General features: G+C 35.9%; 15 protein-coding genes and 1 rRNA gene. 1 reads left to right on the forward strand and 15 read right to left on the reverse strand.

Annotated elements, in window-relative coordinates; all coding sequences use genetic code 11:
* Positions 1-28: 28 nt before the first annotated feature.
* From rsmA to metG, 5 genes are all read right to left on the reverse strand, one after another.
* Positions 29-904, reverse strand: coding sequence for a 16S rRNA (adenine(1518)-N(6)/adenine(1519)-N(6))-dimethyltransferase RsmA (rsmA, locus tag BM211_RS19000; RefSeq protein WP_035433608.1), 876 nt, complete (start codon positions 902-904; stop codon positions 29-31).
* A complete protein-coding gene (rnmV, locus tag BM211_RS19005; RefSeq protein ID WP_035433610.1) occupies positions 901-1,458 on the reverse strand; it encodes a ribonuclease M5 in 558 nt (185 codons plus the stop codon). Before rnmV ends, rsmA begins: the two co-directional genes overlap by 4 nt.
* A gap of 126 nt (positions 1,459-1,584) precedes the next feature.
* Positions 1,585-2,778, reverse strand: coding sequence for a G5 and 3D domain-containing protein (locus BM211_RS19010; protein WP_035433611.1), 1,194 nt, complete (start codon positions 2,776-2,778; stop codon positions 1,585-1,587).
* Positions 2,779-2,912: 134 nt separating this feature from the next.
* Positions 2,913-3,680, reverse strand: coding sequence for a TatD family hydrolase (locus tag BM211_RS19015; RefSeq protein ID WP_035433613.1), 768 nt, complete (start codon positions 3,678-3,680; stop codon positions 2,913-2,915).
* A gap of 178 nt (positions 3,681-3,858) precedes the next feature.
* Positions 3,859-5,841, reverse strand: coding sequence for a methionine--tRNA ligase (gene metG, locus BM211_RS19020; RefSeq protein WP_035433614.1), 1,983 nt, complete (start codon positions 5,839-5,841; stop codon positions 3,859-3,861).
* Positions 5,842-6,335: 494 nt separating this feature from the next.
* On the opposite strand from metG, the gene BM211_RS19025 reads away from it, so the two are divergent.
* Complete coding sequence (locus BM211_RS19025) at positions 6,336-6,620, forward strand: AbrB/MazE/SpoVT family DNA-binding domain-containing protein (RefSeq protein WP_035433616.1); 285 nt, start codon at positions 6,336-6,338, stop codon at positions 6,618-6,620.
* A gap of 21 nt (positions 6,621-6,641) precedes the next feature.
* On the opposite strand, the gene rsmI is transcribed toward BM211_RS19025, so the two are convergent.
* The 10 genes from rsmI to rrf all read right to left on the reverse strand — a co-directional run.
* Complete coding sequence (gene rsmI / locus BM211_RS19030; RefSeq protein WP_035433617.1) at positions 6,642-7,517, reverse strand: 16S rRNA (cytidine(1402)-2'-O)-methyltransferase; 876 nt, start codon at positions 7,515-7,517, stop codon at positions 6,642-6,644.
* Positions 7,486-7,776 carry a GIY-YIG nuclease family protein gene (locus BM211_RS19035; protein WP_035433631.1) on the reverse strand — a complete coding sequence of 97 codons (291 nt, stop codon included), beginning with the start codon at positions 7,774-7,776 and terminating at the stop codon, positions 7,486-7,488. The genes rsmI and BM211_RS19035 overlap by 32 nt, the downstream gene beginning before the upstream one ends.
* Positions 7,763-8,503 carry a tRNA1(Val) (adenine(37)-N6)-methyltransferase gene (locus tag BM211_RS19040; protein ID WP_035433619.1) on the reverse strand — a complete coding sequence of 247 codons (741 nt, stop codon included), beginning with the start codon at positions 8,501-8,503 and terminating at the stop codon, positions 7,763-7,765. The genes BM211_RS19035 and BM211_RS19040 overlap by 14 nt, the downstream gene beginning before the upstream one ends.
* Before the next feature lie 146 nt (positions 8,504-8,649).
* Positions 8,650-9,000, reverse strand: coding sequence for a DNA replication initiation control protein YabA (gene yabA, locus BM211_RS19045; protein WP_035433620.1), 351 nt, complete (start codon positions 8,998-9,000; stop codon positions 8,650-8,652).
* Between the two features lie 14 nt (positions 9,001-9,014).
* The gene (locus BM211_RS19050) at positions 9,015-9,842 is read right to left on the reverse strand and encodes a PSP1 domain-containing protein (protein ID WP_035433622.1); all 828 of its coding nucleotides are present in this window, start codon (positions 9,840-9,842) and stop codon (positions 9,015-9,017) included.
* Between the two features lie 4 nt (positions 9,843-9,846).
* On the reverse strand, positions 9,847-10,830 hold the full coding sequence (holB, locus tag BM211_RS19055; RefSeq protein WP_035433624.1) for a DNA polymerase III subunit delta': 984 nt from the start codon (positions 10,828-10,830) through the stop codon (positions 9,847-9,849).
* 32 nt (positions 10,831-10,862) lie between these two features.
* Complete coding sequence (gene tmk / locus BM211_RS19060; protein WP_035433625.1) at positions 10,863-11,489, reverse strand: dTMP kinase; 627 nt, start codon at positions 11,487-11,489, stop codon at positions 10,863-10,865.
* Between the two features lie 18 nt (positions 11,490-11,507).
* Positions 11,508-12,917 (reverse strand): aminotransferase class I/II-fold pyridoxal phosphate-dependent enzyme, encoded by a 1,410-nt coding sequence (locus BM211_RS19065; protein WP_035433626.1) that lies wholly within the window; start codon positions 12,915-12,917, stop codon positions 11,508-11,510.
* 235 nt (positions 12,918-13,152) lie between these two features.
* Positions 13,153-13,338, reverse strand: a complete 186-nt coding sequence (locus tag BM211_RS19070; RefSeq protein ID WP_090998993.1) for a sigma factor G inhibitor Gin — start codon at positions 13,336-13,338, stop codon at positions 13,153-13,155.
* 284 nt (positions 13,339-13,622) lie between these two features.
* Positions 13,623-13,712: ribosomal RNA gene (rrf, locus tag BM211_RS19075) — 5S ribosomal RNA — on the reverse strand; the annotation flags it as partial.

Genomic DNA, 13,712 nt, shown 5'->3' on the forward strand with positions numbered 1-13,712 from the left:
AAAAAGGCAGCTCGAAACGAGCTACCTTTTACATTTTATGCAAAAATAAAGCGTTGCTTAACTTTGCAAACTCTTCGATAGATAAAGTTTCGCCTCTTCGCTTCGGATCAATTTCAACCTCCGCTAGTATACGTTCAAGTAATACTTTATCCTTTGGAAAACCATTTAAATTATTAGATAGGTTATTCATTAATGTTTTACGTCGCTGCGCAAAGCTAGCACGCACTACTTCAAAGAAGAACGCTTCATCTTTTACTTCCACAAGCGGTTTTGGACGTCTTAGTAAACGAATAACCGCTGAATCAACATTTGGCTGTGGTACAAATACTGTACGCGGAACCGTCATCACCGTTTCTGGTTCTGTATAATATTGAATGGCAATTGACAACGAACCATAATCTTTTGTTCCTGGACGAGCCGCTAAGCGATCTGCTACTTCTTTTTGCATCATCACAACAAAGCCACGCACTGGTAATTGTTCTTCCAATAGCTTAAATAAAATTGGTGTTGTCACATAGTATGGTAAGTTTGCTACCACCATTACGTCTTGGCCTTCTTCAAACTGCTCCTGAAATACTGTATTTACATCAGCTTTTAAAATATCCTTATTAATTACCGTTACATTATCATAAGGCGCTAATGTCTCCTCTAAAATCGGTAAAAGACGTTGATCAATTTCAAACGCCACTACCTTCTTAGCACGTTTTGCCAGTTGTTCTGTTAATGCTCCAATACCAGGCCCAATCTCAATTGCCCCGCTCTCAGATCCAATCTCCGCGTGATCTACAATCCGATTTAATACATTTGTATCAATTAAAAAGTTTTGCCCTAAACTCTTTTTAAATGAAAATCCATACTTTTCAACAATATCTTTCGTACGATTTGGCGTTGCGATATCTTTCATTTCTTTTCCTCCTGTAATACTTGCTTATACGCTTTTGCAAAATCCTGCTTTGAAATTTGAAACATTTGCAAACGTTTATGTAACTGTTTTGCATTTGTATAACCGATTTTTAATAGCTTACCCATTCGTTCTCTGCGGCTCTTTGCTTTTTCTCCACCAACAAGCCCCGCTTCTACTAAGTCAATCCAATGAATTTCGCTCGTGTACTCTTCCATCTCCCCATGTAAACTTTCCAAAGCGCGTCTAATCGATTCGTTAGACGCATGCTCAATGCCAACGCCCTTCTTTCGCTTCGCTAATGCTTCTTCTTTCGGTAAAAAGGCATGTTTACATCCTGGCACTTTCTCAGAAATAATTTTACGAATGCGTTCCCCGGGGTAATCAGGATCTGTAAAAATAATAACACCTCGTGTTTGTTGCGCCAATTTCACCTGTTCAATTACATGATCTCCAATTGCCGAACCGTTCGTTTCAATTGTATCTGCATCTACTGCACGCTTAATGGCAACCGTGTCATCCTTACCTTCTACAACAATTATTTCTTTAATCTTCATAACTTCCTCCACACTCATTTCACATCTCTAATTAGTAAAACAAAAAAACGCCTACTTTTCCATTATTATTTTCCTAGTTCATACAATTTAAAAAGCAGAGGAGAAAAAATCCCTCTGCTTACCCTATTATTGTAACACTTTAATCTTCACTCGTTTTCTTCCCCAAACTTCAGCCTGTGATTCTGTTGGCATAAGAACATCAATACGATTCCCTTTAATCGCTCCGCCCGTATCACCAGCAACTGCATGTCCGTATCCCTCTACCCATACCTTTGTTCCAAGAGGAATAATCCGCGGATCTACTGCAATTAATTTCATATTTGGATTTTCCCTATAATTATAGCCCCCTGCACTTACACCTTGGCATCCCCCGCAGTACGGTGAGTAAGCTGTTGCTTCCACATAAAATTCGTTGGCAACTGCGCCCCCTACATCACCTAAAATAGACTCTTCTTCTTTTGTACCAACAGCTACAATGCGATTTTTTTCTTCTTGTACGATTTCTTCTTTCTGTAAGTTTCTTAAAACTTCATTCCCGTCCTCTTTTATGACTGCAAATACTTTCTTCTTTTTTCCTTCTATTCCTTCTTGAATTACTTTTTCTGTCCCCTTACGGAGTGAAGAATCTTCTTGTCTCAATTCAGTAAAGGGAATTGGTTCTTCCACTGCATCGCTTACTTTTTCTACTCGAACCACTTTGACCTTCATATTTTGCTGCATCACTTCCTGTAAGGCTGGTTCTACTCTATCCATTTCACTTAGTGACACTTGTCGTTCTTTCAAAAAGTTAGCGACAGTAGTCGAAGTTGACCACACTTGCTGTTCTTGACCGCCAACGTGTAATGTAACCGGGAATGCTTTTTGAATCATAATTTTTTGCGTACCTTCTAACGATGTATGCAAACTAGGATATACTTTATCATGTTCACTAACTTCAATATGTTCTTCTACTAACAAGTCTTTTACTGTTTTTGTTGTTGATTGTACTTGTTTCTCTTTCCCATCCACTATAACCATAAATGGCTTCGCTTTTTCTACAACTACTTTCATTTCATCCTTAATTTTTGTAGAAAGTGCTGGATATATGTGATCTTTTTCTGACACTTGAATTTTTTCTTCCTGCAAGAGCTCGCTTATAGTATTCGCATGTGTATAAATTTCTTGTTTCTGTCCATCTACTTCAATCGTTATTTTATCTGTTGTTCCCGCATACGCTACTGTCCCAACAGATCCTGAAATAATTAATGCACTCGTAAATCTTACTACTAATTTTTTGCTCACTTCTAACCTGGATAATAAACTTTTAGCATTTACAATCACAATAAAATACCCTCCCTGTCTAGATCAGAATTATTAATTCTCATTCTCCTACTATTTCTAGTAGTGTTACTCATCTGAAGATAAACATAGGTGAAGGGAGAAAAAGAGGAGGAATCCCCCCCCTCTACTTCTCATTATTGAATGCCGAATAGTTTTTTTGCATTTTCTGTTGTTTTGATCGCTACTTCTTCATAGAATAGTCCTTTTAATTTTGCAATTTCCTCTGCAACGAGCTTTACATAGCTCGGTTCATTTCGTTTTCCACGAAACGGATGAGGAGTTAAATACGGACAATCTGTTTCGATTAAAAGTTGTTCCATTGGAATTTCCATCGCAACTTCTTTTGGCTTCTTCGCATTTTTAAAGGTTACTGGACCGCCTAATGAAATAAGAAAATTCATCTCCACACACTGTTTTGCAACTTCAACACCGCCGCTATAACAGTGCATGATTCCGCCTACCTCGGATGCATTTTCTTCTTTTAAAATATCTACGATGTCTTGCGTTGCTTCTCGATTATGTATAATGATTGGTAAATTTACCTTTCTTGCTAGCCTAATTTGCTTACGAAATACCTCTTTTTGCACTTCTTTCGGAGATTTGTCCCAATGATAATCTAAGCCCATTTCACCAAGTGCAACAACTTTTGGATGAGCCGCTAACTCTTCCAACCATTTTAGATGTTCTTCTGTCATATCAATTGCATCAACAGGATGCCAACCAACAGCTGCATAAATAAAATCATATGTCTCTGCCAATTCTATTGCCTTTTTGATAGTCACCTCATCAAAACCAACTACAACTGTATAAGAAACACCTACTTCTTTCATTCTTGCAATTACTTCCTGTAAATCCTCTTTAAATTGCTCTGCATTTAAATGTGAATGCGTATCGAATAACATAATAAGAACTCCTTTTATTTGAAATAAATTCTATCATAGGAAAAAATTACTTTCCTAACACCGCAATAACAACTACATTACAATTTTGATACAAAAAAAGAAATTTTAGAAAGATTTTCGACAAGAAAAAAGATGCTTCACGAATGTTACACGTGAAACATCTCTCGTTTTGTCGTTATTACTTAATTTTTGTACCATTTGGTAAGTTTTGGTCGACCGTCGCTAACGACAATTTTCCATTTTCTTCACCCGCTAAAATCATACCTTGTGATAACTCACCACGTAGTTTTACTGGTTTTAAATTTGTAACACAAATGACTTTTTTCCCTTTTAACTCTTCTGGGGAGTAAAATTTAGCGATTCCAGAGACAACTTGTCGTTTTTCTGTTCCTAAATCAAGTTGGATCTTTAACAGTTTGTCTGCTTTTTTCACAGGCTCTGCATCCAATACTTCTGCTACGCGCAAGTCTACTTTAAAGAAATCATCTATTGTAATTTCTTCTACCTCTGGCGCTGCTTCTTTCTTTTCTTCTACTTTTGGAGCAGATCCTTTCATTTGTTCTTTAATATATTCTACTTCTACTTCTACTTCTAAACGTGGGAATACAGGCTGGCCTTTTACAACTTTTGTACCAGCTGGAATGCAGCCAATTGTAGAAAGGCTACTCCATGTTTTATATTCTTCATCTGTAATTCCAATTTGTTCAAAGATCTTCCCTGGTGTTTCTGTTAAGAATGGCATTAACATAATTGCTGTTTGACGAAGCATTTCTGCAAGATGCGCCATAGCAGAAGCCAGTTTCTCGCGATTGTTTTCATCTTTTGCTAATACCCATGGCTGTGTTTCGTCAATATATTTATTTGTACGGCTAACAAGCTGCCAAATTGTGCTTAGCGCTACTGAAAACTCCATGTTTTCCATAGCATCTTCCACTTTTTGCAGTGTATCTTTTGCAAATGTTACTAAAGCCTCATCAAAATCCGTTACATTTGCTTTGTATGCTGGGATTTCTCCGTCAAAATATTTATCAATCATTGCTACTGTACGATTTAATAGATTTCCTAAATCATTCGCAAGATCAAAATTAATACGCTCAACAAATCCTTCTGGTGTAAATACGCCATCTGATCCAAACGGCACTTCACGAAGAAGATAATAACGAAGTGCATCTAGACCATAACGATCAATTAACGTCACTGGATCTACTACATTCCCTTTTGATTTACTCATTTTTCCGTCTTTCATTAAAATCCAACCATGCGCAAATACTTTTTTCGGAAGTGGTAAATCAAGAGCCATTAAAATAATTGGCCAATAAATTGTATGGAAACGAACAATTTCTTTTCCTACTAAATGAACATCTGCTGGCCAATATTTTTTATACTTTTCTTCATTCGCCGTTCCATAACCTAATGCTGTAATATAGTTAGATAATGCATCTACCCATACGTAAATAACATGCTTCGGATTACCGGGTACACGAACACCCCAATCAAAAGAAGTACGGGAAACAGCTAAATCTTCTAACCCTGGTTTAATGAAATTATTAATCATTTCATTTTTACGTGATTCTGGTTGAATGAAGCTTGGATTATCTTCATAAAACTTTAATAGTCGATCTACATATTTCCCCATTCTAAAGAAGTAGGATTCTTCACGAACAAGTTCTACTTGATGGCCACTATCCGGGCTCTTCCCACCAACTATTTTTCCATTCTCCATCACTGGATCAACAAGTTGATGCTCTGTATAAAACGTTTCATCTTGTACAGAATACCAACCTTCATATTCATCAAGATAAATATCACCTTGATCAACAAGTTGTTTAAAGATTTTTTCTACAACTTCTTTATGACGGTCCTCGGTTGTACGAATAAAATCGTCATAAGAAATATCCATTTTACCCCACAGTTCTTTAATTCCCGCTACGATGTTATCAACGTATGCTTGTGGTGTAACATTTAATTCTTCTGCTTTTTTTTGAATCTTTTGCCCGTGTTCATCAGTGCCTGTTAAGTAGTACACATCGTATCCTTGCATACGTTTATAGCGTGCTATTGCATCTCCCGCTACTGTCGTATAAGCATGTCCGATGTGAAGCTTTCCACTTGGATAATAAATCGGAGTTGTAATGTAAAAGGTCTTATTTTCCTCTGTCATTGTTTTAAACCTCCCAAATGACCTCATATGTATTTATAAACAGTATATCAAAAACTTACGTATAAAGACGAGTGTATGTACGATATCTTTATCATCTATTACTCATATTAATAAAAAATATACATTTCTAGATTTCGACACTATCATTAAAATTTTAAGAATAAAATAAATCTTTCTATACATCTATTATTTTTTAGTATATATAATAAATATATACACTTTTTCGACATATAAGTCGCTACGGTGCAAAATAAAAAATGACCTGAGCGCGCTTCTAAGCACGACCAGTTGCTCTCGTCTCCCCTAAAATAAAGGGGTCGTTATATCATTTTTAAAATTTATAAATAGATGCGAAAATCTACAAAACTTTTATAAATTTTATAATTAAAGAATTGACGGAAATGTAAATGATTGGTATCATATGTTCATAGGGTATTTTGTCGAAAAATGGCGAATTAAAATAGACTTGCAGAATATGAGGAGGAAAACAAATTATGAAATCTACTGGTATTGTTCGTAAAGTTGATGAATTAGGCCGCGTTGTAATTCCAATTGAATTACGTCGCACACTAGGTATTGCAGAAAAGGATGCTCTTGAAATCTACGTTGATGATGAAAAAATCATCTTAAAAAAATATAAACCAAACATGACTTGCCAAGTAACTGGTGAAGTTTCTGATAGCAACCTTTCATTAGCTGAAGGTAAAATCATTTTAAGCCCAGAAGGCGCAGAGCAAATCTTAACTGAATTGCAACAATTTATCGCAGCAGCAAAATAAAGCTTCTCTTTTAGAGAAGCTTTATTTTTTTTCAACATGATATGCTTGATATACGTCTCTTTTCGACATATTCCGATCTTTTGTAACAACTTTAATTGCTTCTTTAGAAGAAAGGCCTTTCTCCTCTATGTAGTATTCGACATGTTCCTCAACCGTTAATGATTCCCACCATGCCGCTTCGCTAACTGCTTCTTCTGTAGAACCCTCTACTAAAACACAAAATTCGCCACGCACTTCATTTTCCTTTGCCCAATGAATAACTTCTTCTAAAGAACCGCGAATAAATTCTTCAAATTTTTTCGTAAGCTCACGACATAATGCAACGTTTCTATTCCCTAATACCTCTTTCATAGATACTAAAGTTTCGCCTAGTCGATGCGGTGCCTCATAAAACATCATTGTATCTGGAATATAACGTAGTTTCTCTAATTCTGCCTTACGTTCTTTTTTATGACGCTGTAAAAAACCATAGAAATAAAAGTGTTTTGTTTCTAACCCTGATGCAATTAATGCTGTAAGTGCAGCATTTGGTCCAGGAAGAGGGACAACTGTGTACTGCTCTGCCACTGCTTGAACAACAATGTCATAGCCAGGATCTGATATACACGGCATACCCGCATCACTGACAAGCGCTACTGTTTTCCCTTGTTCTAACATATCTAAAATTTTCCGCCCGCTCACTTCTTTATTATGCTCATGATAACTCATTACTGGCGTTTCAATTTCAAAGTAATTACATAGCTTTTTCGTTTGCCTTGTATCTTCTGCTGCAATAAAGTCTGCTTCTTTTAACATACGAATTGCACGAAATGTCATATCTTCCAAATTACCAATTGGAGTAGGAACTAAGTATAATGTTCCTCTCTCATTCATCTGAAAACTTTTTTGCTGCCACATAATAATCTCCTTTTTGTATATACTCATCTTTTTGCTTCCGTTTTAGCTGCTTGAACCGATATTCTGCCTGCATCGCAGTTCTTTTTTCTTCGTAAGTTTCAAAGTATTTTAATATAACAGGACGTCTTGCTCTTGTATAACGTGCTCCTTTTCCACTATTATGAGCCTTGATTCGCTTATCTAAATGGTTTGTATATCCCGCATAGTAGCTTCCATCAGCGCATTCCACAACATAAAAATAATGTTTATTCTGCTCCATATAAAATTGCATTCATTTCCTTCGTATATTTATTATTCTCTTCATATACAAAAAGGGGTGACAAAATTTTTAAGTCTGCATTCCCGTCTTTAATACCCTCGATTAATAATGTATTAGCCTCTTTACCTGCTTTTGGATATACAAATTGAAGGCGCTTTGGCTCAATCTTATATTTTCTCATAAGCATTACAATATCAAGCAAACGACCAGGTCGATGTACAAAAGCAACTTTTCCTCCTTGCTTAACAAGTTGGCTGCTAACACGTACAACATCTTCTAGTGTGCACATAATTTCATGACGAGCGATTGCTAAATGTTCATTTAAATTTTGCTCAGATGGTTTTGGCGTTTGAAAGTATGGCGGATTGCATGTAACAACATCAAACTGATGTCGTCCCAATTGCTCTGGCATATGTTTTAAATCTCCATGAATAAGCTGGATTCTCTCTTCTAAATCATTATATTGAACACTTCTAACACCCATATTGTAAATACGCTCTTGTATTTCAACTCCCGTAATCTTTCCTTTCGTACGAGAACTTAATAAAAGAGGAATCACTGCATTGCCCGTACACAAATCTAATACATTTCCTTTCTGAATGGGCATCCATGCAAAGTTCGCCAATAATACTGCATCTAATGAGAAGTTAAATACTGATGGGCTTTGAATAATTTTCATATCTTTTGATAGTAAATAATCTAAACGTTCATCTCCATACAATTGCATATCGTTCTTTCCTTCCTTATCATTCAAACTTTATTTTAGCAAACGTTAAGACAATTTACCTATGTTTATAACAGTCTAACGTCCATTACTTCTATTTTGGTTATATGTACAAAAAATTACCTTTCCAATTTATTGGAAAGGTAATTTTATTTTTTATTTAAAAATGATAAACAGAATAAGCAATCCCCTTCTTTACGTACACTTCCATAATGCAAATTGCAAATATGAAAACCTTCCTGGTACAGGCGTGCTAAATTATCATATCCTTCACCGATATCTATTTTAGGCTTTATTTCTTTTTGCTTATTCGATTTCTGTTTCTGCTTATTCTGAACTTCTTCAAAACGATTCCGCAAATTTTCATTTTCCAATTTAATATGTTGGTTTTCTTCCAGTAGCTCTGCGAGATGCTGCTTTAACTCTCCCAACTGTTTATAGAGATGTCCAATTTGCTCTTCCATACTGGAAACTGCTGCAAAAATATCTTTTTTCTCCACAAGCATCCACCTCATTAATCTGTGGTTTGACTCGAAACGACCCCTTTATTCATTAATTCATCTAACGTATACTCTACTATCCGTTCCTTGTCTACCAATTCCACTTGAATTAATCTTTCTAAAATATTTAATCCGATTACACGACCAAGACCATGCGGTGTTTGGATCTTCTCATCTAAATCTGGAAGCTGCTCTTTCGCTGCCTCATATTCATCATTTTCATACTTTAAACAACACATCAATCGGCCACATAACCCTGAGATTTTTGCAGGATTTAACGATAAATTTTGATCTTTTGCCATTTTTATGGATACAGGTTCAAAATCCCCTAAAAAAGTAGAACAGCAAAGCATTCGGCCACATGGACCAATACCACCTAGCATTTTTGCTTCATCACGAACACCAATCTGTCTTAATTCGATTCTTGTCCGAAAAATAGCTGCCAAATCTTTTACAAGCTCGCGAAAATCAATACGACCGTCTGCTGTAAAATAAAAAATAACCTTATTACGATCAAATGTATATTCCACATCAACAAGTTTCATATCAAGCTCATGTTCGATTACTTTCTCCTGACAAACTTGATATGCTTCTTTTGCTGCGCGTCTATTTTCTTCAACAATTGTACGGTCATTTTCATTTGCAATCCGAATCACTTTCTTAAGTGGCAAGACAACATCATTTTCATCAACTTGTTTCTTCGTGATGACAACTTTTCCATATTCGATGCCTCGTACTGTTTCCACGATTGCAAACTCATTTTCTGAGATATCAAATTGATTCGGATCAAAGTAATACACTTTTCCGGCCTTCTTAAATCGAACACCTACTACATCATACAAACGGTCATCCCTCCTGCAACCGCAACACTAACTGCTCGAACACAAGCTGCGCATTTACATTAGCGTTGATTCTATTTTTTGCTTCTAATATATTGAAAAGAGCCGATACAATGCGCTTTTGAGAATAGGAAAAAGATTGGAATAATCCCTTTTGGTCTTGAAAAACGAGCCGCTCTTCTTCTTCCAATTGAACATATAATAAATCCTTATAAATAAGGAGCAACATATCTAATCCTAGCTGTAGTTGTTCTTTCTCTCCAAAATGCTTTATCCACTTCTCCTGAACAAAAAAAAGAGACGTGGTATCTTTCTCTAGGGCTTCACATAATTTTATCACTAAAGTTCGTGCTTGTGCAAACCATTCATCATTACAAAATGATAGAGCCTCATCAAAACTGTTTGTAAGTTCCGCTGCAAGATTTCCTAAAGAAAGACTTATTTTTTCATTTTCTAAACGGTTAACCAAAGCATTTTTCGGAAGCGGCCTGAATGTAACAATTTGACAGCGGGATAAAATAGTACTTAAAATTTGGTGGCTTTGCTCAGTTAACAAAATTGCCGCTGTGTCACTACTTGGTTCTTCTAAAAATTTAAGTAATGTATTTGCAGCATTTGTTGTCATCTTATCGGCATGCTCAATAATATATATTTTTTTCGTTGCTTCTAGACCCGTTTTCGAAAACTCTTCTTGTAATTCATGAATTTGCTGTTTCTTAATGGATAGGCCATCCGGTGCAACAATATATACGTTTGGATGATTGCCCGAATCAATGCGTCGACAATTCGTACATGTATGGCAAGGTTCTACTCCATTTCGTTGTAAACAAAGAAAGCTTTTCGTCATTTGCATAGCGGTTTCTAGTTTACCTGTTCCTTTTGGCCCTTCTAACAAATAAGCGTGGGATATACGCTCTTTTGCAATACTATTCATTAACATTTTTACAACAATGGGTTGTAGAAGAGACAGTTGTTCCCACGTCTTCGTCATATTCCATACCTCACTTTTTATACTTTCTTCTATTATACCAATTTTTGTTCAATAAGCTGAATAACTTCTTCTACAACAGCTTCCATTGGTTGATCTGCATTTACAACAACGATACGATCTGCAAATCGATCTACTAATTGTAAATACCCTTCGCGAACACGTTTATGAAATTCCATGCTTTCTAAATCTAAACGATTCACCTCTCTATTATCATCTTTTCTAATACGTGCTAAGCCAACCTCTGGTTCAATATCTAAATAGATTGTAATATCCGGCATACAATCTTCTGTCGCAAAACGATTAATTTCAAATACCTTATCAACGCCAAGTCCCCGTGCATATCCTTGATAAGCAAGAGAGCTATCTATAAAACGATCACATATGACAATATAATCATCTTCTAAAGCCGGCATAACCTTCTCTACTAAATGTTGTCTGCGTGCTGCAGCATATAATAATGCTTCTGTACGTGCTTCCATCATTGTATGCTCTTTTTTATGTAAAATGGTCCGAATTTCTTCTGAAATCGCAATTCCACCTGGTTCACGCGTCGCCACTACTTTTTGCTTCTTCTTCTCAAAGTACGGCAATAATTTTGTAATTAATGTAGATTTCCCTGACCCTTCTGGCCCTTCAATTGTTACAAACAATCCCTTCATCCATAAAACCTTCTTTCTCTATATATCGTATACAGTAATATTTTTTATATCTCCTTGAAAACGGGCGCCAGTCTCTTCTAAATCAGAAATTTGCTTTATATGCTCTAATGTAATTTCTTCTCCATACATGACCAGCGGAATCCCTGGTGGATACGGTATAATCATTTCAGCCGCAATCATGCCTAACGCTTCTCTTAGCGGCACAACTTTTTTCTTATATTTCTCCAATTGTTTATACGTAAATGACAAAGAAGATAAATGATTCTTATAAGGATAATTTATACGCGGTTTATTATCTTCTACATCGTATGAACATAGTGCCTCTTGCACTTTATCAATTACTTTTATATATGCTTCATTTACTTGGAGCGGTAAAATAAGTAAAACATTATATGGATCTGCCATTTCAACATACATACCTATCTCTTCAAATAGACGTTGTAATTCATATCCAGAGAGCTTACAGCGCGTCTGCACTGTTACTTTTAATGCATCTTGGATTGGATAGTCTAAAACAGCAAGTTGTGGAATGCGATTTAATGCTCTGCGAAATTGCTCAGTAAATGCCGTAATTTCCTTACCCCCTTCTTCTTTTATCTTCGCTAATACAAAACGAGCTATATCTAAAGAAGCCATGATGGGGTAAGATGGACTACTAGATTGCAACATACTTAAGTAAGAAGAAACTTTTTCTTCATCAACGAGCGAGCTATTTACATGTAAGTATGAACCCATTGTCATTGCTGGTAATGTTTTATGAGCCGAATGCACAACAATATCAGCCCCATACGCAAGCGCTGATGTTGGAAACGGTTCTCCGACACAAAAATGTGCTCCATGTGCCTCATCTACTAAAACAGGAATACCATTTTTATGCGCTAATGCAATACTCTTTTCTAAATCAGTGCCCATACCATAATAGTTTGGATACGTTAAAATAAGAGCTTTCGCTTGTGGATATTGCAAGATTGCTTCTTCAATCGTTTCATACGGTACGCCAACTGGCACACCATATTTCTCATCAATCAATGGCTCTAGAAAGACAGGACGCACTCCCGTTAATTTAAGACCATTCATAATTGATTTATGAGCGTTTCTTTGTACAAGAACTATATCATGTTCATTACAACACGCAAACAACATAGCTAAATTCCCAACCGTTGAACCATTAATTAAAAAATAACTTTTTTGTACTTCATATAGCTCTGCTAATAAGCGCTGTGCTTCTTCTATACATTCAAATGGACTATGCAGATCATCAAGTCCAGTAAGTTCTGTTACATCAATAGAAAGTATATCATGAAAATATTTTTGCGCTTCATGAGGAAAGTTTGTTCCATTTTTATGCCCCGGAACATGGAAGGATACAGGTTTCTTGCTCGCAAACGTCTTTAGTGCTTCATATAAGGGCATTTTTCTTTGATCCATATTCACTCTTCCTTACTATTCGTTCTCTCTATATTATACAGAGATTTTCACAAAAAAAAATAATAGGCAATATGCCTATTTTTCTATATAAATCCATTTTAATTCTTCAACATACAAGTTGCTACCATGCAGAAAAAAATGACTGCTACTTGCTTTCTCCCTTTGTTTTAATCCTTGTATATGGCCCATAAAAAAAGAAAAAGGGTTTTATCTCGTTTTTTCAATTTGTATTTTTCTAAGGTGATACTTGTATCTTTCGTAGTTGTTGTAAATAAAACATATACTTTGGATCATTCGTATTTGTTTCTATCATTTCTCGTTCACATGATTCACATATGAAACTCGTAAACAAATGAATTCCACTTTCCTTTTTATGCTCACACACAATACAAACTTCTTCTTTTGTTGTGTCATACCCCATATTATTCGCCTATTTATCGTATTCTATCTAACCATTACTATATAAAATTAGATCAACGATAAATAAACTGTTCCTCCCCTCTATATGAAATGACAACATACATCTATAAGCGTTAACATTTTTTCGAAATATATACATTCTTTATACTCTTAGTGTATGAATCATTTCTAGGCGAAGTGTCTGTCTAATACTTAATTGAGCTTGCTATCCCAAAATAGCGCACTTACTGACGTGAAACACGGGATAAAAATAAAAAGACGAGTCCGCTGACTCGTCTTTCATTTGCCTGGCAACGTCCTACTCTCACAGGGACAAAGTCCCAACTACCATCGGCGCTAGAGAGCTTAACTTCCGTGTTCGGTATGGGAACGGGT

The organism is Bacillus sp. 491mf, assembly GCF_900112415.1.
GTDB lineage: Bacteria > Bacillota > Bacilli > Bacillales > Bacillaceae_G > Bacillus_A.